The organism is Streptomyces sp. NPDC102490 (assembly GCF_044765285.1).
Taxonomy (GTDB): domain Bacteria; phylum Actinomycetota; class Actinomycetes; order Streptomycetales; family Streptomycetaceae; genus Streptomyces.
The window spans coordinates 41769-63517 of record NZ_JBIWJU010000016.1 but is presented as its reverse complement, the minus strand read 5'-3'; the positions used below and the strand labels follow the sequence as shown (position 1 = coordinate 63517).

Annotated in this window: 23 protein-coding genes and 3 tRNA genes; 20 read left to right on the top strand and 6 right to left on the bottom strand. The window is 70.2% G+C overall.

Annotation, left to right across the window (positions count from 1 at the left end):
* On the bottom strand, positions 1–2061 hold a 2061-nt coding region (locus tag ACIRGB_RS32095; protein ID WP_403872357.1), incomplete at its 3' end, for a tetratricopeptide repeat protein.
* Between the two features lie 132 nt (positions 2062–2193).
* On the opposite strand from ACIRGB_RS32095, the gene ACIRGB_RS32090 reads away from it, so the two are divergent.
* Positions 2194–2412: a hypothetical protein gene (locus tag ACIRGB_RS32090; protein WP_403872355.1), complete on the top strand. Its 219-nt coding sequence runs from the start codon at positions 2194–2196 to the stop codon at positions 2410–2412.
* Between the two features lie 49 nt (positions 2413–2461).
* Here the strand turns inward: ACIRGB_RS32090 and ACIRGB_RS32085 are convergent, their stop codons facing one another.
* Both ACIRGB_RS32085 and ACIRGB_RS32080 read right to left on the bottom strand, forming a co-directional pair.
* Entirely contained in the window at positions 2462–3118 is a 657-nt protein-coding gene (locus ACIRGB_RS32085; protein ID WP_403872353.1) for an NAD(P)H-binding protein, read from the bottom strand.
* Between the two features lie 178 nt (positions 3119–3296).
* Positions 3297–4655: a hydrolase gene (locus tag ACIRGB_RS32080; RefSeq protein WP_403872351.1), complete on the bottom strand. Its 1359-nt coding sequence runs from the start codon at positions 4653–4655 to the stop codon at positions 3297–3299.
* Between the two features lie 235 nt (positions 4656–4890).
* Between ACIRGB_RS32080 and ACIRGB_RS32075 the strand changes: the two genes are divergently transcribed.
* The 5 genes from ACIRGB_RS32075 (at position 4891) to ACIRGB_RS32055 (ending at position 6343) form a co-directional block, all read left to right on the top strand.
* Positions 4891–4963, top strand: a tRNA-Thr gene (locus tag ACIRGB_RS32075).
* A gap of 46 nt (positions 4964–5009) precedes the next feature.
* Positions 5010–5082, top strand: a tRNA-Met gene (locus ACIRGB_RS32070).
* 91 nt (positions 5083–5173) lie between these two features.
* Entirely contained in the window at positions 5174–5338 is a 165-nt protein-coding gene (rpmG, locus tag ACIRGB_RS32065; protein WP_003948671.1) for a 50S ribosomal protein L33, read from the top strand.
* 118 nt (positions 5339–5456) lie between these two features.
* Entirely contained in the window at positions 5457–5909 is a 453-nt protein-coding gene (locus tag ACIRGB_RS32060; RefSeq protein ID WP_403872349.1) for a MaoC family dehydratase N-terminal domain-containing protein, read from the top strand.
* Positions 5910–5914: 5 nt separating this feature from the next.
* Positions 5915–6343, top strand: coding sequence for a MaoC family dehydratase (locus ACIRGB_RS32055; protein ID WP_403872347.1), 429 nt, complete (start codon positions 5915–5917; stop codon positions 6341–6343).
* A 42-nt stretch (positions 6344–6385) separates the two neighbouring features.
* Here ACIRGB_RS32055 and ACIRGB_RS32050 read toward each other — a convergent pair whose 3' ends face one another.
* A complete protein-coding gene (locus tag ACIRGB_RS32050; RefSeq protein WP_403872345.1) occupies positions 6386–7225 on the bottom strand; it encodes a class I SAM-dependent methyltransferase in 840 nt (279 codons plus the stop codon).
* Between the two features lie 124 nt (positions 7226–7349).
* Here ACIRGB_RS32050 and ACIRGB_RS32045 point away from each other — a divergent pair, with 124 nt between their 5' ends.
* The 5 genes from ACIRGB_RS32045 (at position 7350) to ACIRGB_RS32025 (ending at position 11845) form a co-directional block, all read left to right on the top strand.
* A complete protein-coding gene (locus ACIRGB_RS32045) occupies positions 7350–7952 on the top strand; it encodes a TetR/AcrR family transcriptional regulator (RefSeq protein WP_403872343.1) in 603 nt (200 codons plus the stop codon).
* A gap of 88 nt (positions 7953–8040) precedes the next feature.
* Positions 8041–8613 (top strand): TetR/AcrR family transcriptional regulator, encoded by a 573-nt coding sequence (locus ACIRGB_RS32040; RefSeq protein WP_403872341.1) that lies wholly within the window; start codon positions 8041–8043, stop codon positions 8611–8613.
* A 116-nt stretch (positions 8614–8729) separates the two neighbouring features.
* Entirely contained in the window at positions 8730–10238 is a 1509-nt protein-coding gene (locus ACIRGB_RS32035) for an MFS transporter (protein ID WP_403872339.1), read from the top strand.
* 66 nt (positions 10239–10304) lie between these two features.
* Positions 10305–10685, top strand: a complete 381-nt coding sequence (locus ACIRGB_RS32030; protein WP_403872337.1) for a DUF3291 domain-containing protein — start codon at positions 10305–10307, stop codon at positions 10683–10685.
* Between the two features lie 104 nt (positions 10686–10789).
* Complete coding sequence (locus ACIRGB_RS32025) at positions 10790–11845, top strand: UDP-N-acetylmuramate dehydrogenase (protein ID WP_403872335.1); 1056 nt, start codon at positions 10790–10792, stop codon at positions 11843–11845.
* Positions 11846–12213: 368 nt separating this feature from the next.
* Here ACIRGB_RS32025 and ACIRGB_RS32020 read toward each other — a convergent pair whose 3' ends face one another.
* Both ACIRGB_RS32020 and ACIRGB_RS32015 read right to left on the bottom strand, forming a co-directional pair.
* Positions 12214–13245 (bottom strand): adenosine deaminase, encoded by a 1032-nt coding sequence (locus ACIRGB_RS32020; RefSeq protein ID WP_403872333.1) that lies wholly within the window; start codon positions 13243–13245, stop codon positions 12214–12216.
* 144 nt (positions 13246–13389) lie between these two features.
* Positions 13390–14616, bottom strand: a complete 1227-nt coding sequence (locus ACIRGB_RS32015; RefSeq protein WP_403872331.1) for a pyridoxal phosphate-dependent aminotransferase — start codon at positions 14614–14616, stop codon at positions 13390–13392.
* Positions 14617–14855: 239 nt separating this feature from the next.
* Here ACIRGB_RS32015 and ACIRGB_RS32010 point away from each other — a divergent pair.
* The 9 genes from ACIRGB_RS32010 (at position 14856) to rplL (ending at position 21164) form a co-directional block, all read left to right on the top strand.
* A tRNA-Trp gene (locus ACIRGB_RS32010) sits at positions 14856–14928 on the top strand.
* Between the two features lie 108 nt (positions 14929–15036).
* Complete coding sequence (gene secE, locus ACIRGB_RS32005; protein WP_104634583.1) at positions 15037–15321, top strand: preprotein translocase subunit SecE; 285 nt, start codon at positions 15037–15039, stop codon at positions 15319–15321.
* Between the two features lie 80 nt (positions 15322–15401).
* The gene (gene nusG, locus ACIRGB_RS32000) at positions 15402–16298 is read left to right on the top strand and encodes a transcription termination/antitermination protein NusG (protein ID WP_403872329.1); all 897 of its coding nucleotides are present in this window, start codon (positions 15402–15404) and stop codon (positions 16296–16298) included.
* Between the two features lie 180 nt (positions 16299–16478).
* Complete coding sequence (gene rplK, locus ACIRGB_RS31995; protein WP_003974315.1) at positions 16479–16913, top strand: 50S ribosomal protein L11; 435 nt, start codon at positions 16479–16481, stop codon at positions 16911–16913.
* An 88-nt stretch (positions 16914–17001) separates the two neighbouring features.
* On the top strand, positions 17002–17727 hold the full coding sequence (gene rplA / locus ACIRGB_RS31990) for a 50S ribosomal protein L1 (RefSeq protein WP_356366399.1): 726 nt from the start codon (positions 17002–17004) through the stop codon (positions 17725–17727).
* Between the two features lie 173 nt (positions 17728–17900).
* On the top strand, positions 17901–18758 hold the full coding sequence (locus ACIRGB_RS31985; protein ID WP_403872327.1) for a hypothetical protein: 858 nt from the start codon (positions 17901–17903) through the stop codon (positions 18756–18758).
* Between the two features lie 205 nt (positions 18759–18963).
* Positions 18964–19812: a DUF1396 domain-containing protein gene (locus ACIRGB_RS31980; protein WP_403872326.1), complete on the top strand. Its 849-nt coding sequence runs from the start codon at positions 18964–18966 to the stop codon at positions 19810–19812.
* A gap of 317 nt (positions 19813–20129) precedes the next feature.
* A complete protein-coding gene (gene rplJ, locus ACIRGB_RS31975; RefSeq protein WP_007443924.1) occupies positions 20130–20660 on the top strand; it encodes a 50S ribosomal protein L10 in 531 nt (176 codons plus the stop codon).
* 117 nt (positions 20661–20777) lie between these two features.
* Positions 20778–21164 carry a 50S ribosomal protein L7/L12 gene (gene rplL, locus ACIRGB_RS31970; protein WP_403872324.1) on the top strand — a complete coding sequence of 129 codons (387 nt, stop codon included), beginning with the start codon at positions 20778–20780 and terminating at the stop codon, positions 21162–21164.
* Positions 21165–21749 lie beyond the last annotated feature (585 nt).

The window sequence follows — 21749 nt, the reverse complement described above, 5'->3', positions numbered from 1 at the left end:
GTAGTCGGGGTTGCTTTCGATGACGTGATCGAAGTCGGCGAGGGCTTCCTCGTACCGGCCCGCAACGCGATAGAGCTCGGCGCGATTCCCCATGACCCAGAGATTATGGGGCTCTATGTCGAGGGCTCGGTTGAAGTCGTCCAGGGCGTCCTCGTACCGGCGCATGGACTGATAGGTCTGCCCACGGCTTTCGATGGCCCATACGACGTCCGGCTCGAGTGTGATGGCCCGGTCGAAGTCGGCCAAGGCTTCGTCATATCGTCCGGCGAGGCGGTAGGTCTCACCGCGATTCCGGAAGATCCGTGCTGTTGTTTCGAGCTCAAGTGCGGTGGTGTAGTCCTCCAGGGACTGCTCGTAATCGTGGATCAGGCGATGCTCGTAGCCGCGAAGCAAGTACGCGAGGCTCTTCGCGGAGGTATCAAGGGCGCCGCGGGAAAGCATCAGTGTGAGTACGGTTATGCCCGGGCTGGGGCCTTCGAGGGCAGCCAGGAGTTTCTGCCCCCAGTCGCGCAATGGGGCGGCATCGGTGTCCTGGCCGGCTCGTGCCAGGGTTTGGGACCATCGCCGTAGGGTGGTGATGTCGTGATCGTGGGCGTGCAGTGCCTCACCGAGAGCGTGAGGCAGTGCAGTGCGGTAGTCGGCGCACAACTCGTGGTAGGTCTCCTGGAGTCTGTAGTTGCGCCATCGTTCGTCGTCCCACCAGCCTTCGGCCGGAGGAGCATGCTGTTCCAGCTGAACGCGTCGCTCCCGAAACGCGTCCGCCAAGCGCTTGTGCTGTTCTCTCCATCGGAGGGGTGACTGCTGACGTTGCAGGCGCAGCATGGCCGATCGAACAACGTCGTGGTAGTGGCCACGGCCGGCCCGGTTGATGAAGAAGGGCATGGAGCGCAGCCAACTGAACTCCTCCCCGGCTTCCTCCTCCACGATTGCGCGGTAGATGTCCTCGTCGAGTTCTTGAGGCAGAGCGCATGCCAGGGCGGCCGCACGGCGGGCTGCATTCGTTTCCCACTTGAGGAATCGCTCCACGGCGGTGCCGCTGGGATCTCCCACGTCCGCGACGCTGGTGGGGCGCGTCTGAGCCAGCGTTGACACCAGGACTGGCAGCCGTGCGGAAAGCTCCAGGATGACCTGGATCACCTTTTCGTCGGTGATGCCTTTGGAACCGAGAAGCTGACGCGCCTCCGTCTCGGTGAACACGTCCAGTGGAAGGTCGGTCACCAGGTCGAGCCAGTCCCCCCAGGTCTGGGGATCCAGTCCGGATTGACCCGCCAAGACCACCAGTACGTTGGCCGGTAGATGCCCGTACCGGTCGCTGACCAGTATGTCCCGCAGCCAGACGTCCAGCATCGGGCCGGTGCGCTCATACGTGTCAAAGAACAGCACCACCCAAGGTCGACGGTCCGAGGCCTCGGTCAGGCTGCGGAGGAAAACCGGTGTGAGGACTTGCAGCGGAGACAGAACCAACTCGACATCTTCGTGATTGCGCAATCGGGAACTGATCAGCGTCTTGATCCGGTCAGCCCCCGTGGCCACCTGATGCGGGTCGAGCGCACCGGTGAAGGCGCCGACGCCGGGAATCATTCCCAAGCCGGTGAGCGCGAGTTGCGAGCCGATCACACTGGACGGAGTCGGAGAGCCTTGATTGCCCCCTTGTCCTCCTTCAGCAGTCTCACTGGGCAACCCGGCCAAGCCAGTGCTGGCATCGACTTCGTGCCGACGCTGTCGATAGGTGGCGTACAACTTCTCGAAGGACTTGAGTTCCACGCCCTGTTGGCTGAATTGCGCACTGATGGTCTCCATCGTCTCGACCACGTCCGCTGCCGATTCGTCCACGTAGGCCGTGAGGGCTTGGGCCTCGCGGGCGAGGGATTCCAGCTGCCGGACCAGGGTCGACTTGCCGACACCGGCCGGGCCACGGATATGGAAGAAGAACGATGTCGTCTCTTCCGGCGACTGCTGGAGAGCATCCCTGAACGCGTCTTGTTCCCGTTGACGTCCGACCAACCCGCCTTGGCGCCGCCGCCGGATCAGCTCCTGCCGGGAAAGCTTGCGTCCCGTCACCGGACCCCCCGTCAAAGTGACCGATAGATCGACTCTGGGGCGTCATTGTCTCTCGCGCGAGCGCCTGCCGCCCAGGGGTGAGCCACGCGAGAAGAACACGTGGCCGTCCCCCTGTGCGGGCAGACTGGTGGCATGGCCTCGTCCTCCCGCCGCAGAATCTGCCCCGAGTGCCGTCGCGAGATCGCCGTCGTCGCGGGGCGGTACGCGCGCCACGACCCGCCCGGCGCACGGGAGAGTGGCGACCTCGTGTCCTGTCCCGGGTCGCGTCGGCCGGCGCAACTCGGCGCGGCGCAACCGTCCTTGGACGGGTACGTCGTCCCTGACTTCCCGGGGCAGCTGCCCCTCTTCTAGTCTCAGCCGGCCTTCGTGAGCGCCCGCGCCCCGAGTTGCCCCGCCGACCTCAGTTCCCGGCCACCGACTTCACCGCCACCGACACCGGCGCCGAACCGCTGATCAGCTCCAGGGTCAGGCCGTTGGTGGCCGGGGTGTCGACCAGTTCCGCCAGGACGGCCGCGACGTCGTCGCGCGGAACGGGGCCGCGGCCGGTGTGCGCCTCCAGACGCACCAGGCCCGTGCCCGCGTCGTCCGTCAGGGCGCCGGGGCGCAGGATCGTCCAGTCCAGGGCGTCCAGCGAGCTGACGTACGCGTCCGCCTCGCCCTTGGCGCGCAGGTAGACGTCGAAGATCTCGTCTCCCTGGTGCCCCGGGTCGGCGCCCATGGACGACACGATCAGGAAGCGTCGTACGCCCGCCCGGACCGCCGCGTCAGCGAAGAGGACGGCCGCCGCCTTGTCCACCGTGTCCTTGCGGGCCGCCCCGCTGCCGGGCCCCGCGCCCGCCGCGAAGACCGCGGCGTCCGCGCCCCGCAGCCGCTCCGCGACCTCCTCGACCGAGGCCGACTCCAGGTCCAGCACGACCGGTTCGGCGCCCGCGGCGCGCAGATCGTCGGCCTGCTCCGCCTTGCGGACGATGCCCGCCACCTCGTCACCGCGCGCGGCGAGCAACCGCTCCAGCCGCAGCGCGATCTGACCATGACCACCAGCGATGACAATGCGCATGTCTTCGACCGTACGCCTCGACGACCGCCCGCGCCGCACGACTTCGCCCCCCAGCACGGCCCGCTCGTCGCCTGTCCGGCCGCTCGCACGGCCTGCTCGCCGCCTGCCCGGCCTGCCCGCCACCTGCCCGGTCGGTTCGCCGCCCGCCCGGCCCGCCCGCCGCCCGCCCGGCTCCCGCTCAGGCCGTGTCCCCGCGCTCGTCACGGCCGCCCGGCCCGCCGTGTCCGTCACGGCGTACCCGCCCGCCACCGCCCTGCCGGGGCAGCCCCAGATCCGGCGCGGCGGTCGAGTCGCCGTACTCCCGTACCGCGCTGGTCCGCGCCACCACGCGCCCCCGGTGCACCACGATCCGGCTGTACGCCAGCGACAGTGCGCCCGCCAGCCGGTCCCCGCGCACGGCGAGGAGTTCGGCCGGGAAACCCGCCTCCACCCGTACCTCGGGCAGCCCGAGCGCCGACCGTGCCGCCGCGCTCACCGCGTCGTACGCCTCCTCGGGGCGCAGCCCGTGGCGCGAGGCCAGCAGGTAGGCCGCCTCCAGGGGGTCTCCGCGCCCGACCGGGTTGGACACGTCCCGCAGCGCACCACTCCCGGCGGCGAGCCGTACCCCGGCCGCCCGCAGCAGCCGTACCGGAGCCGTGCCGTCGGGATGGTCCCCCGTCCCGCAGGCGCCCTGCGGCAGGCAGACCACGGTCACTCCCGCTGCCGCGAGCTGGTCCGCGGCCCGGGAGACCGCGTCGGCGGGCAGCCGGCCCAGGCCGTCGCAGGGGCCGATGGCGACCCCGGGGCGCAGCCCGCCCGCCATGGCCGCCAGCCGGGCCAGCCGCGCCGGGTCGGCGGCGTCCGTGTGCAGGTCGACCGGGCAACCGTGCTCGGCGGCGACCTCCAGGACCGCCTCCACGTACCCCGCCGGATCGGGGTCCAGGTCCGGACACCCGCCCACCACGTCGGCGCCCATCTTGACCGCGTCCCGCAGCATCGCCAGCCCCTCGGCGCCGGCCACCCCGGTCAGCACCCTCGGCATCGCCACCGCGGTCAGTTCGGCGAGCCCGCGCAGGGAGCGCCGGGTCCGCAGTACGGCGGTCAGCGCGCCGAGGCCCGCGACGTCGCCCACGCGCACGTGCGTCCGCAGCGCGGTGGCGCCGTGTCCCAGCTGGAGCAGGGCGGCCTCGGTGGCCCGGCGCTGGACGTCCTCGGGCTGGTAGGAGACGGGGCCGGGGACGTCGGCGGTGAGTGCCGTGTCGGCGTGGACGTGGGGATCGGCCGGGGCCGGGAGCAGCAGGTAGCCGCCCAGGTCGAGGTGGCCGCCGGGGGCGGGGCCGGGACGGGGGCCGGGCGCGCGTCCCGGTGGCAGGCTGCCGAGGGTGCGGCGCGGGGTCAGGCTGCCGGCCGTACCGACCGCCTCGATGCGACCGCCGTGGAGCCGTACGTCCACGGTCCGGCCGTCGGTGAGCCGCGCCCCGGAGAGCAGGAGCGAGCCGCGGTCGGCGGGGTCCGAGGGGGAGGGCGAGTGGGGCGGCTGCGGCTGGCTGTCGGGCATCGCGCTCCTCTGGGCTCGGGGCTGCGCAGTGGGGGACGCAAGATCACGCAGAGTGAGACGAGCCTAGGACGGTGATCAGCCCGTGGCGCGGAGGAGCGCAATAGTCGTACCGGTGCGGTCCGCGGGGTCCGGGCCGTTCCGTCGCCGTGCTCGCGGCGGTCGGGACGGGACGGGGCAGGGGCGGCGAAACGGATTTGGGCGAACGGCGGGCGACCGTGTAATGTCTTCATCGCTCGCCCCAATAGCTCAGTCGGCAGAGCGTCTCCATGGTAAGGAGAAGGTCAACGGTTCGATTCCGTTTTGGGGCTCTGGTGTGAGAGGTTCCCGTCGCGAGACGGGGCCCGATCGCATCACAGCGGTGTAGCTCAGTCGGTAGAGCAAGCGGCTCATAATCGCTGTGTCACCGGTTCAAGTCCGGTCACCGCTACTCTCAGTAGCCGATTGCGGGGTCGGTCCTTCAATCGGCTACTCTTTCTTGCGTTAATACCATCAATCCGTTCGTCAAGGAGTGCACTCACGTGGCTGCCACCGACGTCCGCCCGAAGATCACGCTGGCCTGCGTGGAGTGCAAGGAGCGGAACTACATCACCAAGAAGAACCGGCGTAACAACCCGGACCGACTGGAGATGAAGAAGCACTGCCCGCGTTGCAACGCGCACACCGCGCACCGCGAGACGCGATAAAACAGGCTCGTACACGAGGCCGTCCCCGAAACTTGGGGGCGGCCTCGTGTCGTTGTCACCCCCGTGTCGACGTCGCTCGGCGACACGGATACGAAGAGCAGCAGGAGGTTGCGAGCCCATGGCGCTCGACCAGTCGTTCGTGGGGCGGACCTATCCGCCCACCGCGCCCTACGAGGTGGGCCGGGAGAAGATCCGCGAGTTCGCGGAAGCGGTGGGGGACGCCAACCCGGCGTACACCGACCCGGAGGCCGCGAAGGCGCTCGGCCATCCGGACGTGATCGCTCCGCCGACCTTCGTGTTCTCCATCACCTTCAAGGCGGCCGGTCAGGTCATCGAGGACCCGCAGCTCGGGCTGGACTACAGCCGGGTGGTGCACGGCGACCAGAAGTTCGCCTACGCCCGCCCGGTGCGGGCCGGTGACCGGCTCACCGTCACCTCGACCATCGAGGCGATCAAGTCCCTGGCCGGCAACGACATCCTGGACATCCGCGGCGAGGTCCACGACGAGGCCGGCGAGCACGTCGTGACCGCCTGGACGAAGCTCGTGGCCCGCGCGGCCGAGGAGGCGTAAGCACCATGACGGCGAAGGTCGCTTACAGCGACGTCGAGGTCGGCACCGAACTGCCCGCGCAGAGCTTCCCCGTGGACCGCGCCAAGCTCGTGCGGTACGCGGGTGCCTCCGGCGACTTCAACCCGATCCACTGGAACGAGAAGTTCGCCAAGGAGGTGGGCCTGCCGGACGTCATCGCGCACGGCATGTTCACCATGGCCGAGGCGATCCGCGTGGTCACCGACTGGACCGGCGACCCGGGCGCGGTCGTGGAGTACGGCGTCCGCTTCACCAGGCCCGTGGTCGTCCCCAACGACGACCAGGGTGCCGTGATCGAGGTCAGCGGCAAGGTCGCGGCCAAGCTCGACGACAACACCGTCCGCGTCGACCTGCTGGCCACCAGCGGCGGCCAGAAGGTCCTCGGCATGTCCCGGGCGGTCGTACGACTGGGCTGACCGGTCACCCGTACCGCCGACCCCCTCTGCGGGGCGAGGGGGTCAGTGGGCGGGCCGGTGGTCGGTGTCGGCGCGTACCGCCGTGGCCGCCAGCGTCGTGTAGTGCATCGTGAAGCGGCCGCCCAGGGCGTCGATGGCGTGGCCGACGGCGTCCAGTATCCCGGCCAGTTGATCGGGGCGGAGCCGGGTGAGTCCGCCGGTGGTGGGGAGCAGTTCCAGCCACTGGTCGCGCGTGTAGGACCGCTGCCAGTCGAACCGCCACTGCTCCGGCTCGCCGAACCGCCCGGTCTCGCGGATCCGGTCCGCGATCCGCGCGTACCCCGCCAGATACGTCTCCAGCGGGCGTCGCGCCGGTTGACCGCTGAACGGCGAGTCGGGCGCCACCCGGCGGTGGGCGGCCGCGAACGGCTCGGCCACCTCGGGCGGCGGCTCGAAGACGTGCCCGAAGACCGCCAGGCGCCCCTTCGGACGCAGCACCCGGGCCGCCTTCAGGGCGCCGGTGGCCGGGTCCACCCAGTGCCACGACTGGGCGGCGATCACCGCGTCGAAGGCTCGGCCGGCCGGTTCCCAGGCCTCGAAGGTCGCCACCTCGACCGGCAGGCCGCGGGCCCGCGTGAAGTCGGCCATCCGCGGGTCCGGCTCGACACCGAGCACGGCGCAACCGGCCGCCCGGAACTGCCGGGCGGCGATGCCGGTGCCGCAGCCCACGTCGAGTACGTCGGGTCCCGGGCTCCCGGCGACGACCCGCGCCACCAGGTCGTCGGGGTAGCTCGGCCGGGCCCGGTCGTAGCGTCGCGCGTCCACGCCGAAGGACTCGGCCGTCTCTCGGGCCTGGTGCGGTGGTGTCGGTTTCGGTTGCTTCGGCGACGGTAGAGTGGGCATGCGTTCACCTTAGTGGGCAAGCGCCCACACGCAACAGTGGGCAAGCGCCCACACGTCAGGGGTGGGACAGGTGCCCACCGGTCAACGGACGCCAGGGGTGCCTGGCGCGTGGGAGGGGCCGCACATGCCGACCGGAGTGCACCTTCGTGACGCGCGCCGACAACTGTTCGACGCCGCGGAACGCGTGCTGTTGCGGGACGGTCCGAACGGGCTGACCAGCCGGGCCGTCACCGACGAGGCGGGCTGCGCCAAAGGTGTCCTGCACCGGCACTTCGCCGACTTCGACGCCTTCCTCGCCGAGCTGGTGCTCGACCGGGCCGCGCAGCTCGAGACGCAGGCGCTGGCGCTGCGCGAGGCCGTCGGCACCGGCACCGTGGCCGACAACCTCACCGGCGCGCTGACCGCCCTGTTCGGGCCGGTTCCGGTGGCGATCATTCCGCTCATCACGTTCCGGGACGAGTTGCGGGCGCGGCTGCGGCAGGCCGTGCCCGGGGGCGGCATCGCGATCCTCGCCCAGGTCGCCTCGGCGGTCTCCGTCTACCTGGCCGACGAGCGCGCCGGGGGCCGGATCGCGGCCGACGCCGACATCGACTCGCTCACCCTCTCCCTGGTCGGCGGCGGGCATCTCCTGTTCGCGGACCGCGACCCCGGCCCACCGGCCGCGGCGGCCGTCGGCAAGCTGGTGAACACGGTGCTCGCCGATGTCCTGCAACGACGGCCGCGCTGACCCCGCCCCGGACCTCCCCGAACCCGCGGCGCGACCGAACAAAGCGTGCCCCTTGACCAAGTTAGTGATTGAGCACTAACTTACCTTCATGGTCAGGATGAGCGCAGAGGAACGGCGCGAGAGCGTCATCCGCGCGGCGACGAGCGAGTTCGCCCGGGGTGGCTACTACGGCACCTCCACGGAGGCCATCGCCAAGCGGGTGGGAGTCTCCCAGCCGTACCTCTTCCGCCTCTTCCCGGGCAAGAAGGCGATCTTCCTCGCGGTGGCCGAGCGCTGCCTGCGGGAGACGCGCGAGGTCTTCGAGAAGTCGTCCGAGGGCCTGCACGGCCTGGAGGCCAAGCACGCCATGGCCGAGGCCTACTCGCGACTGATCGCGGAGAACCCCGAGACGCTCCAGATGCAGTTGCAGGTGTACGTCACCGTCGCCGCCGCCGAGGCGGCCGGGGAGCACGAATTCGGCGAGATGGTGCGCAAGGGCTGGCTGGAGATCTGGGACCGCGTGCACCTGGCGCTGGGGGGCGACATCGAGCAGACGACGAACTTCCTGGCGTACGGCATGCTGATCAACACCCTGGTCGGCATGGGATTCCAGCCGGGGCACCGCGTCTACGGCGCCATCCAGGAACCGGGCCGGGCCGAGCCGGGCCAGGAAGACACGTAGCGGCGCGCAGAGGGGCACCAAGGAACGGCCGCCTTCTGCCTCCGTACGACCCAAAAAGTTAGTCATCAATTACTAACCAAACAACTCACGGCACGTGGACACCCTCTGGGGGAGAGATGTCACAACTCGGAGCACGACAGAACGTACGAAGCGGGGGAAACGTACGGGGCGGGGGAGCGGCCTGGGCCCTCGTCATCACCAGCGTCGCTGGTTTCATGGCGGCCCTGGACAACCTCGTCGTCACCACCGCCCTGCCCTCCATCCGCGAGGACCTGGGCGGCGCGCTGCACGACCTGGAATGGACCGTCAGCGCCTACACGCTCACCTTCGCCGTCCTCCTGATGTTCGGCGCGGCCCTCGGCGACCGCTTCGGCCGCCGCAGGCTCTTCCTCGTCGGCCTCACCGTCTTCACCGGGGCCTCCGCCGCCGCGGCCCTGGCCCCCGGCATCGACTCGCTCATCGCCGCCCGCGCGGTGCAGGGTGTCGGCGCCGCGATCATGATGCCGCTGACGCTGACCCTGCTCACGGCCGCGGTACCCGCCGAACGCCGCGGAATGGCGTACGGCATCTGGGGTGCCGTCAACGGGCTCGCCGTGGCCTCCGGGCCGCTGGTCGGCGGCAGCCTCACCGAGCACATCTCGTGGCAGTGGATCTTCTGGCTGAACGTTCCGCTGGGCGTGGCCCTGCTGCCCCTCGCCCGTCTCCGCCTCGCCGAGTCGCACGGTACCGGTGCCCCGCTCGACATACCCGGCACCCTGCTCGCCAGCGGCGGACTCTTCGGCATCGTCTACGGCCTGGTCCGCGGCCCCGTCGACGGCTGGACCGGCGCCGTGGTGCTGACCGCCCTGTTCGCCGGGGCCGCGCTGCTCACCGGCTTCGTCCTCTACAGCACCCGCGCCAAGAACCCCATGCTGCCGATGCGGCTCTTCCGCTCCCGTGCCTTCGCCGGTGTCAACGCGGCGAGCCTGCTGATGTTCCTGGGGATGTTCGGCTCGATCTTCCTGCTCAGCCAGTACATGCAGGGCGTACTCGGCTACTCGCCCACCGAGGCGGGCCTGCGCATGCTGCCCTGGACTGGCATGCCGATGCTCGTCGCGCCGATCGCCGGGATCCTCTCCGACCGGATAGGAGGCCGCCCGGTCGTCGCGGCCGGACTCTTCCTCCAGGCGGCCGGACTCGGCTACCTCGCCTCCGTGATCACGGCCGACGCCTCCTACGCGATCCAGCTGCCCGGTCTGATCGTCAGCGGAATCGGCATGGCCCTCTACTTCGCCCCCGCCTCCGCGCTGGTGATGTCCAGCGTCGCCGCGAAGGAGCAGGGCATCGCCTCCGGCGCCAACAACGCACTGCGCGAGGTGGGCGGCGCGCTCGGCATCGCGGTCATGGGCTCGATCTTCGCGGCGCAGGGCGGCTACGAGTCCGCGCAGACCTTCGTGGACGGACTGCGGCCCGCGGTCGCCGTGGGCGCGGCGGTGGTGGCCCTCGGCGGCGTCGCGGCCCTGGTGATCCCGGCCCGCCGCCGCACCGGCGACGGGGGACGGGGCCCCTCGGCCGCACCGGCGACGGAGCCGACCCCGGCCGCCGAACCGGCCCTCGCCGCACCGGCACCGACGACCCCGCACTGAACCGCACGCCCCGAACCGCGCGGCACGCACCCCACGCATGACTCACGGACACGAGAGGAGTACGACATGCCCACCCTTCCCTGGACCGTGCCGAACCGCCCCCCTCGGGCCACCGAGGTCCACGTCTTCGCCTCCCGCTTCGAGACCCGGACCCTGTGGGGAGCGCTGAAGTTCCTGGCGCGCACCCCGGGCGTGTGGCGGCAGGTCGGGAGCGCGCCCGGTGCCTACGGCGCCTCCCTGAAGGCGGAACCCCTCAAGCGGACCTTCTGGACGCTCTCCGCCTGGGAGTCGCCCGAGGCCCTCAAGACCTTCGCCCGCTCCGGCACCCACGCGCCGGCCTCCCGGGGGCTGTCGAAGCAGATGCGGGACGCGAAGTTCGCCTCCTGGCCCGCGTCGAGCGACGACCTCCCGGTGAGCTGGGCGGAGGTGCGCAGACGCCTGACGTGAGGCGCACCCGCGCCCACCCCGTGACGCCCCGGCCGACCGGTCGGGGCGTCACCCGTGTTTCCCGCCGCCCGGGACCGTCGGTGCCGTCTCGTAGTCTTGAGCGCGTGCAGGAACTCCACGACGCCCCCCTCGCCCCGCTGACCACCTTCCGCCTGGGCGGACCCGCGACCCGGCTGATCACGGCCACCACCGACGCCGAGGTGGTCGCCGCCGTCCGCGAGGCCGACGACACCGGGACCCCGCTGCTGCTCATTGGCGGCGGATCCAACCTGGTCATCGGCGACAAGGGCTTCGACGGCACCGCCCTGCACCTCGCCACCCGCGGCCTGACCCTCGACGGCACGACGCTGGAGCTGGCGGCCGGCGAGATCTGGACCGACGCCGTCGCCCGCACCGTCGAGGCGGGCCTGGCGGGCGTCGAGTGCCTGGCCGGCATCCCCGGCTCGGCGGGTGCGACCCCGATCCAGAACGTCGGGGCGTACGGCCAGGAGGTCTCCGCCACGATCACCGAGGTCACCGCCTACGACCGCCGGAACCGTGAGACGGTCGCCCTGTCCAACGTCGACTGCGCCTTCTCCTACCGCCACAGCCGCTTCAAGGCCGAGCCCGAGCGGTACGTCGTCCTGCGGGTCCGCTTCGAGCTGGAGGACGCCGGCGGGCTCTCCGCGCCGCTGCGCTACGCCGAGACGGCCCGCGCCCTCGGTGTCGAGGCGGGCGACCGGGTGCCGCTGACGGCCGCCCGGGAGACGGTGCTGAAGCTGCGCGCCGGGAAGGGCATGGTGCTGGACCCCGAGGACCACGACACCTGGTCGGCCGGATCCTTCTTCACCAACCCGGTCCTCACGGACGAGCAGTTCGCCGCGTTCCGCTCGCGCGTCGCCGAGCGCCTGGGCGACGCCGTGGAGCCGCCCGCCTTCCCGGCCGGGGAGGGACGCGTCAAGACCTCGGCGGCCTGGCTGATCGACAAGGCGGGCTTCACCAAGGGGTACGGCACCGGACCCGCCCGCATCTCCACCAAGCACACCCTCGCCCTCACCAACCGCGGCGAGGCGACCACCGAGGACCTGCTCGCGCTGGCCCGCGAGGTCGTCGCCGGGGTCCACGAGGCCTTCGGGGTCACGCTGGTCAACGAACCGGTGACGGTGGGCGTCGCGCTCTAGCCCAGACCGGCGTTCCTTTGTCACCCGGCGCGGGGGTGGGTCGCGGGCCCGGCGTAGCGGGGTGCCGCTGCGCCCACCCGTGCCGCCCCAGCGGCACGACTGCCCGCAGCTAGGGCGGCGTGGCGACTGCCCGCAGCGGGGCGGGAGGCGACGGGCCGCAGCTAGGTAGGTACGGCGAGAAGGGGTCGTGTCGGGGGGTGTCCGCCCGCAGCGGTTGGCGCGTCCGCGCCGGTGAGTTCTGTGGCCGACCGATTCCGCGCCGTTCCGAGGACGGACACCCCCCGGCGCGGCCCCGACCCACCCACCGGACGCACCGCGCACCGCGCACCCCCACCGAAGCCGCACAGGCCGCCGCAGGCAACCACCCCCTACCCCCCAAGCCAGTCGTCCACCCCCGCAAGCAACCGGCCCTTCACGTCCTCCGGTGCCGCCGACCCCCGTACCGACTGGCGCGCCAGTTCCGCCAGCTCCGCGTCCGTGAACCCATGGTGCTCGCGCGCGATCTCGTACTGGGCGGCCAGCCGGGACCCGAACAGCAGCGGGTCGTCCGCGCCCAGCGCCATCGGCACCCCCGCCTCGAACAGCGTCCGCAGCGGCACGTCCTCCGGCTTCTCGTACACGCCCAGGGCGACGTTCGACGCCGGGCACACCTCGCACGTCACCTGCCGGTCCGCCAGCCGCTTGAGCAGCCGGGGGTCCTCCGCCGCCCGCACCCCGTGCCCGATCCGGTCCGCGTCCAGATCGTCCAGGCAATCCCGCACCGACGCGGGACCGGTCAGCTCACCGCCGTGCGGCGCGCTCAACAGCCCCCCGTCCCGCGCGATCGCGAACGCCCGGTCGAAGTCCCGGGCCATCCCGCGCCGTTCGTCGTTCGACAGCCCGAAGCCGACCACACCCCGTTCCGCGTACCGCACCGCCAGCCGCGCCAGCGTCCGCGCGTCCAGCGGATGCTTCATCCGGTTCGCCGCGACCAGCACCCGCATCCCGATCCCGGTGTCCCGCACGGTCGTCTCCACCGCGTCCAGGATGATCTCCAGCGCCGGGATCAGCCCGCCCAGCCGCGGCGCGTACGACGTCGGATCGACCTGGATCTCCAGCCACCCCGACCCGTCCCGCACGTCCTCCTCCGCGGCCTCCCGGACCAGCCGCTGGATGTCCTCGGGCTCCTGGAGGCACGACCGCGCCGCGTCGTACAGCCGCTGGAAGCGGAACCAGCCCCGCTCGTCCGTCGCCCGCAGCTTCGGCGACTCCCCGCGGCCCAGCGCCTCGGTCAGCGTCTCGGGCAGCCGCACGCCGTGCTTGTCGGCCAGTTCCAGCAGGGTGGTGGGCCGCATCGACCCGGTGAAGTGCAGGTGGAGATGGGCCTTGGGCAGTTCAGAGAGATCACGTACACGCTCCATCTGGTGATCCTGCCGTACGACACACCCGGCCCGACAGCACTTTCCCCGTACGTGGTCTTGCTCGCACAAACAACGCACCAACAACGCACCAACAAACAGGGCCACACCGGAACGTTCCGGTGTGGCCCCGCGGGCGGAGGACGGTCAGTCCCGCGCCTCCGCCAGCAGCTTCTGGATCCGGCTCACGCCCTCGACCAAGTCCTCGTCCCCGAGCGCGTACGACAGCCGCAGGTACCCCGGCGTGCCGAACGCCTCACCCGGCACCACGGCGACCTCGGCCTCCTCCAGGATGAGCGCGGCCAGCTCGACCGAGTCCTGCGGACGCTTGCCCCGGATCTCCTTGCCGAGCAGCGCCTTCACCGACGGGTAGGCGTAGAACGCGCCCTCGGGCTCCGGGCAGAGCACGCCGTCGATCTCGTTGAGCATCCGCACGATGGTCTGCCGGCGCCGGTCGAAGGCCTCCCGCATCTTCGCCACCGCCTCCAGGTCGCCGGAGACCGCGGCCAGCGCCGCCGCCTGGGACACGTTGGACACGTTGGACGTGGCGTGCGACTGGAGGTTGGTCGCGGCCTTGACGATGTCCTTGGGGCCGATGACCCACCCGACCCGCCAGCCGGTCATCGCGTAAGTCTTGGCCACGCCGTTGACCACGATGCACTTGTCGCGCAGCTCGGGCAGCAGCGCCGGCAGGGACACGGAGAAGGCGTCGCCGTAGACGAGGTGCTCGTAGATCTCGTCGGTCAGCACCCACAGGCCGTGCTCGACGGCCCACGTGCCGATCGCCTCGGTCTCGGCCTCGCTGTACACGGCCCCCGTCGGGTTCGACGGCGACACGAACAGGACGACCTTGGTCTTCTCAGTGCGCGCGGCCTCCAGCTGCTCCACCGTCACCCGGTAGCCGGTGGTCTCGTCGGCGACCACCTCGACCGGGACACCGCCGGCCAGCCGGATCGACTCGGGGTACGTCGTCCAGTACGGCGCCGGGACGATGACCTCGTCGCCCGGGTCGAGGATCGCGGCGAACGCCTCGTAGATGGCCTGCTTTCCGCCGTTGGTGACGAGGATCTGCGACGGGTCGACCTCGTAGCCGGAGTCGCGCAGCGTCTTCGCGGCGATGGCGGCCTTCAGCTCGGGCAGCCCGCCGGCCGGCGTGTAGCGGTGGAACTTCGGGTTCTTGCACGCCTCGACGGCGGCCTCGACGATGTAGTCCGGCGTCGGGAAATCGGGCTCACCCGCGCCGAAGCCGATCACGGGACGTCCGGCGGCCTTGAGGGCCTTCGCCTTGGCGTCCACGGCGAGGGTCGCGGACTCGGAGATCGCGCCGACGCGGGCGGAGACCCGGCGGTCGGTGGGAGGGGTTGCAGCGCTCATGGCCCCATCGTTCCAGACCGGAAACCTCCCGGGCACAGCGGTTTCACGGACTGAACGGGACCGGTCCAGGACCTGAACGCCCGTCCGGTCCACGCCCTGAACATCAGTCCGGACGTGCTTTCTGTTCGACGCCCGGCCCGTGAGCACGTACACTCTCACCTCGTTGGCCTTCAGCGGGTCGCGCTCACCCGGTGCACACCGAGCACCCGGGCGGATGCGGTACGTTGGGGGACGAACAAAGGGTCGTAGCTCAATTGGTAGAGCACTGGTCTCCAAAACCAGCGGTTGGGGGTTCAAGTCCCTCCGGCCCTGCTACACACACCATCGCCAGGATGTGTGCGCAGGTACGTACAGCAATGCACCGCCGTGCGGCTCCAACCGGGCGCGGCACGGCCACGACCCGGAATCAGGTGAGGACGAGTGACGGACGCCGTGGGCTCCATCGACATGCCTGATGCCCAGGACGAGGCGCCGGACTCCAAGAAGTCCCGCAAAGGCGGCAAGCGAGGCAAGAAGGGCCCGCTCAAGCGGCTCGCGCTCTTCTACCGCCAGATCGTCGCGGAACTGCGCAAGGTCGTCTGGCCCAGCCGCAACCAGCTGTCGACGTACACCACCGTGGTGATCATCTTCGTGGTCATCATGATCGGCCTGGTGACTCTGATTGACTATGGCTTCTCTCACGCCGCCAAGTACGTCTTCGGCTGAGTCGAGAGCGAAGGGCGCCGAGGTACCCGGCGCCCCTTTCGCGTGTTCCACCCCTATGTATCCAGGAAGAAGCAGCCACAGTGTCTGACCCGAACGTGAACGACGCCATCGAGCCGGTCGAGTCCGTCGAGGACGAGCTCGGCACCGTCGAGGGCGCCGACAACGAGGACACCGAGGCCTCCGCCGAGGCCGAGGCTGCCGACGACACGGTCGTCGCGGAGACGGACCAGGACGCGGCGGACGAGGACGCGACGGACGCGGAGGCGGACGAGACCGCCGAGGCGGCCGACGCGGAGGCCGCCGGGCCCGAAGCCGAGACCACCGAGGACGAAGCCGAGGCCGCGGCCGAGGAGCCCGACCTCGACCCGATCGAGAAGCTCCGCCAGGAGCTGCGCGTCCTCCCCGGCGAGTGGTACGTCATCCACACCTACGCCGGTTACGAGAACCGCGTGAAGACCAACCTCGAGCAGCGCGCCGTCTCGCTCAACGTCGAGGACTACATCTTCCAGGCCGAGGTGCCGCAGGAAGAGGTCGTCCAGATCAAGAACGGCGACCGCAAGACGATCCGCCAGAACAAACTGCCGGGTTACGTGCTCGTCCGCATGGACCTCACCAACGAGTCCTGGGGCGTCGTCCGCAACACCCCCGGTGTCACCGGCTTCGTCGGCAACGCCTACGACCCGTACCCGCTGACCCTGGACGAGATCGTCAAGATGCTCGCCCCGGAGGCCGAGGAGAAGGCCGCCCGCGAGGCCGCCGAGGCCGAGGGCAAGCCGGCTCCGCAGCGCAAGGTCGAGGTGCAGGTCCTGGACTTCGAGGTCGGCGACTCGGTCACCGTCACCGACGGCCCGTTCGCGACGCTCCAGGCCACCATCAACGAGATCAACGCCGACTCGAAGAAGGTCAAGGGCCTCGTCGAGATCTTCGGCCGCGAGACCCCGGTCGAGCTGAGCTTCGACCAGATCCAGAAGAACTAGTACCTCTCCGGTACCTCTCTGGACGTACTGCTTCCGACCAGGTCAGGCGGCCGCTCACGCGGCGTCTGACCTGCTCGGTTTTTGGCCGCGCATCTATACCCGTTATCGTTGTGCGGTATGCCTGTGTCCGGGTAGCTCCCGGACGCGGGCAGGACCCGAATCGAAAGGACCCGGAGAGCTATGCCTCCCAAGAAGAAGAAGGTCACGGGGCTCATCAAGCTCCAGATCCAGGCCGGTGCCGCGAACCCGGCTCCGCCGGTCGGCCCCGCGCTGGGTCAGCACGGCGTCAACATCATGGAGTTCTGCAAGGCCTACAACGCCGCGACCGAGTCGCAGCGCGGCTGGGTCATCCCGGTGGAGATCACGGTCTACGAGGACCGCTCCTTCACCTTCATCACCAAGACGCCGCCGGCCGCCAAGATGATCCTCAAGGCCGCGGGCGTGGAGAAGGGCTCCGGCGAGCCGCACAAGACCAAGGTCGCGAAGATCACGCGTGACCAGGTCCGTGAGATCGCCACCACCAAGATGCCCGACCTCAATGCCAACGACCTGGACCAGGCGGAGAAGATCATCGCCGGTACCGCGCGTTCCATGGGCGTCACGGTCGAGGGCTGACCCTCCACCCCCGTAAGCCAGCAGCAGTAGTAGTGGCAGGGCCTGCTCGGCCCGCACCACGACTCCTCAGAAGCCAACAGGAGCAGTAGTGAGCAAGCGCAGCAAGTCTCTCCGCGCTGCGGACGCCAAGATCGACCGGGACAAGCTCTACGCCCCGCTCGAGGCCGTCCGTCTCGCCAAGGAGACCTCCACCTCCAAGTTCGACGGCACCGTCGAGGTCGCCTTCCGTCTGGGTGTCGACCCGCGCAAGGCGGACCAGATGGTCCGTGGCACCGTGAACCTCCCGCACGGCACCGGTAAGACCGCCCGGGTCCTGGTCTTCGCGACCGGTGACCGTGCCGAGGCCGCGCGTGCCGCGGGCGCCGACATCGTCGGCGCCGACGAGCTGATCGACGAGGTGTCGAAGGGGCGTCTGGACTTCGACGCCGTCGTCGCCACCCCGGACCTCATGGGCAAGGTCGGCCGCCTCGGCCGCGTGCTCGGTCCCCGTGGTCTGATGCCGAACCCCAAGACCGGCACCGTGACCCCGGACGTGACCAAGGCCGTCACCGAGATCAAGGGCGGCAAGATCGAGTTCCGCGTCGACAAGCACTCGAACCTGCACTTCATCATCGGCAAGACGTCGTTCGACGACACCAAGCTGGTGGAGAACTACGGCGCGGCGCTGGAGGAGATCCTCCGTCTGAAGCCGTCCGCCGCCAAGGGTCGTTACATCAAGAAGGCCGCCCTCAGCACCACGATGGGCCCCGGCATTCCGCTCGACTCCAACCGCACCCGCAACCTCCTCGTCGAGGAGGACCCGGCCGCGGTCTGAGCCGACGGCTCGCCCCACCGGTTCACGGGCCCCGCACCTTTCGAGGTGCGGGGCCCGTCCCTGTTGGCTCGTCCCTTTTGGCCCGTCCCCTTTTCCGGCGCTCTGGGTTAGCGTGCGGGCAACGGACCCGCGCACGGGGCGCAGGAGCCGTACGGGGCGCAAGGGGTGGGCGGATGACGGGCACGACGGCACGCCGTACGGTCGCCTCGATCGCGGTGTCGGCCGCGCTGGCGTGCTCCACCGCGTGCACCGGCGCCGGGGGACCCGCCGGTTCCGGGGAGCCCACCGGGCCCACTCGTCCGGCCGCGTCCTCCGCCTCCGCTCCGCCGTCCTCCCGGCCCCCGGCCCTCACCGGTCCCGCGGCCCGCGCCCTGCGGGCCGTCGAGCGGGCCACCGGGCGGGCGGGTTCCGCGCGGGTGGAGTCCACGACCGTGGTGGGCCGCGAGCTGTCCCTGGCGGCCGAGGGCGCCCTCGGCTGGGACGACGGCCTCACCGGCACCCTGACGATCACCTACACGGGCGGTACCACCGCCGAGACCATGCGCCGCCTCGGCACCACCGCGATGGAGGCCCGCTACCGGCCCGACGCCTACTACGCCAGGATGGGCGACGAGTTCGCCCAGCGGCTGGACGGCCGGCACTGGATCAAGTACGGGTACGAGGACCTGGAGGACCTCGACGGCGGCGCGGGCGCCGGATTCGCCGACCGGATGCGCAACACCACGCCCCACCAGACGGTGAAGCTGCTGCTGTCGGCCGGGGACGTGCGCGAGGTGGGCGAGGAGACGACGCGTGGCCGGCGCACCACGCACTGGTCCGGCACGGTGGGCGGGGCCACCGGGCAGACCGTCGACATCTGGGTCGACGACCGGGACCTGCTGGTCAAGAAGGTCGAGCGGGGACGCACGAAGACCGGAGAGCTGACCCAGACCGCGTACTACAGCGACTACGGCGTCACGGTCTCCGCCGAACGCCCGCCGGCCGCGGACACCGCGGACTTCAAGGAACTGCTGGCGTCACAGGGGCGCTAGGACCCGAGCGGGCGGACCGGGCGGACCGGGCGGGTCGGACGGACCGGGCGGACCGGACCGGCGGAGAAATCCCAAGATCGTTCGAACCGTTTCGGCTAGGCTCGCGTCCTTGTACCAAAGAACTGCAAAGAAGCTGTGGAGCGGCGATGCGTCTCCTGTGCCCCTTCACGCTCCTGCGCTCCTTGAATCCCGTGGGGGGATATCGATGAAGACTTCCGTACGTGTGCCCGTCGGCGCCGGACTGGCCGCGCTGCTGCTCGCCGCCGGGGCGGTGGGCTGTTCGCAGGAGGACAACGCCTCCGACTCCCCGGAGATGACCCCCGCGGCCGCCGTCGCCAAGGCGGCGAAGAACTCGGAGGAGATCAACTCCCTCCGCTACCGCATGACCGGCAAGGTCCCCGAGGCGGGCCGGGTCAAGGCCGAGGCCCAGATGCAGATCAAGCCGGCCCTCGCGATGAGCATGAAGATGACGGCGCTCGACCAGGGAGCCGACGGCACCGCGGAGATCCGGCTCGTCGACAAGGCCCTGTTCGTCGGCGGCGGCCCCGAGGCGGCCAAGGAGATGGACGGCAAGAGCTGGATCAAGTTCGACATGTCCGCGATGGGCGCCGACGAGCAGCTGAACCAGCTCGGCGGAGCCTCCCAGGCGGACAAGAACCCGGCGACCGAGTCCACCTTCCTCACCGGGGCCAAGGACGTCGAGAAGGTCGGCACCGAGACCGTCGACGGCGTGGAGACCACCCACTACAAGGGCACGGTCACCCTCGCCGACCTGGAGAAGTCGATCGGCGACGAGGACAAGGCCACCCGGGACAAGCGCCAGAAGAGCCTCGAGCAGTACGAGAAGATGGGCCTCGACAAGCTCACGATGGACATGTGGGTCGACGGCGACGAACAGACCAAGCAGTTCCGCATGCGCGGCAACGCCGACAAGGGCCCGCTGGACATGACGATCACCTTCCTCGGCTTCAACGAGCCCGTGAAGGTCACCGCCCCGCCGGCCGCGGAGACCGCCGACCTGGCCGAGATGATGAAGGGCGCCGAGCAGGGCTGAGGCGCTGTGCGCCCGGGTCGCCCCGGTCGCCGCGGGGGCGGATTTGCTTGACACTGCCCCGTTCACGTACGCTTCCCCAGAAGCCAAAGACCGCTGGTCGTTGCCGTGTGTTCGAAAGAGGACACGGTGGCCGAAGGATCCGCTGAACTGCGGACGACCCGCGCAGGTGACTGTGGATGAACTCCCGGTGTACCCGCCCCGTGCGGATGCCAGCCGGTCGAGTCACGCCCCGTGCGCCTGCGCCGGGGCGTTTCGTTTTCCCCAGTCCTCCTTCGGGTCCGCGCGGTCCGAATCACCCGGAAGGAGGCCGAGGCTCTATGGCGACGCCCGAGAAGGCTGCCGCGGTTGCCGAGCTGACGGACAAGTTCCGCAGCTCCAACGCCGCCGTGCTGACCGAGTACCGCGGTCTCACCGTGGCGCAGCTCAAGACGCTGCGCCGGTCGCTCGGTGAGAACGCCCAGTACGCCGTGGTGAAGAACACGCTGACCAAGATTGCGGCCAACGAGGCCGGGATCACGCTCGACGACCAGCTCTTCGCTGGTCCGACGGCCGTCGCCTTCGTCACCGGTGACCCGGTGGAGTCGGCGAAGGGTCTGCGCGACTTCGCCAAGGACAACCCGAATCTCGTCATCAAGGGCGGTGTCCTTGACGGCAAGGCGATGTCCGCCGACGAGATCAAGAAGCTTGCGGACCTCGAGTCCCGCGAGGTTCTGCTCTCCAAGCTGGCCGGTGCCATGAAGGGCAAGCAGTCCCAGGCTGCCTCTGTCTTCCAGGCGCTGCCGTCGAAGCTCGTCCGCACTGTGGACGCGCTCCGTGCCAAGCAGGACGAGCAGGGCGGTGCCGAGTAACTCGGCTCGCTTTCTGATCCGGGCCGCCTGAGCGCGGCACGGGTCGCAGCGGGCCGACGTACGCCCGCCACACCCCGTACATCCGGCACCTGCCGAATTAGTGGAAGGACCGCCATCATGGCGAAGCTCAGCCAGGACGACCTGCTCGCCCAGTTCGAGGAGATGACCCTCATCGAGCTCTCCGAGTTCGTGAAGGCCTTCGAGGAGAAGTTCGACGTCACCGCCGCCGCTGCCGCGCCGGTCGTCGTCGCCGGCCAGGGTGGCGGCGCCGCCGCCGAGCAGGCCGAGGAGAAGGACGAGTTCGACGTCATCCTCACGGGTGCCGGCGACAAGAAGATCCAGGTCATCAAGGTCGTGCGCGAGCTGACCTCCCTGGGTCTGAAGGAGGCCAAGGACCTCGTGGACGGCGCCCCGAAGCCCGTCCTCGAGAAGGTCGCCAAGGACGCCGCGGACAAGGCCAAGGAGTCCCTCGAGGGCGCCGGCGCCTCCGTCGAGGTCAAGTAAGACCGCACCGGTACGACGGATCCGTCAGGGTCTGTAACGCCGTAGCACCGAAGAGCGATCATCCATCCGGGTGGTCGCTCTTCGGCGTATCCGGGGTCCGGCGGCGGTCGCCTTGCACGCGGGACGGTGAAGAGTAGGGTGATCTTCGTCGTGCCGTCGCCGGGGCCCTGAGAGCTCCCGGGCGACAACCGGTTTGGGCAAGGGGGGCCTTGACGAACCGCACGCAGCGCGCAATTCTCAGGGCGTCGTCACAAGGATCCGAATCCGAGGCATGGATCGACGGCGAAGAGGGCAGTATCTGGGTGCGTTGAGGGCGAGGCCTTGCCGCACAGGTGGTGAGAACAACGAGGAGTGAACACGGTCCCCGAGAACCGCACTGGACATCAGTGTGCCAAGTGGCTACACTGACCCTTTGCGCTGCCTGTTAGCTGCCCCCTGCCCGTCACCAGGGGTCTACCCTCGCCCGAGCACTGACGACCAGAGCATGTCTGACCTGGCTCTTTAGCCACATCAGGCACCCCCTGTCTCCGTGCACGGAAGAGGGGCCGGTACGCGCGTAGTGAGTCCGAGCCCTCGGAAGGACCC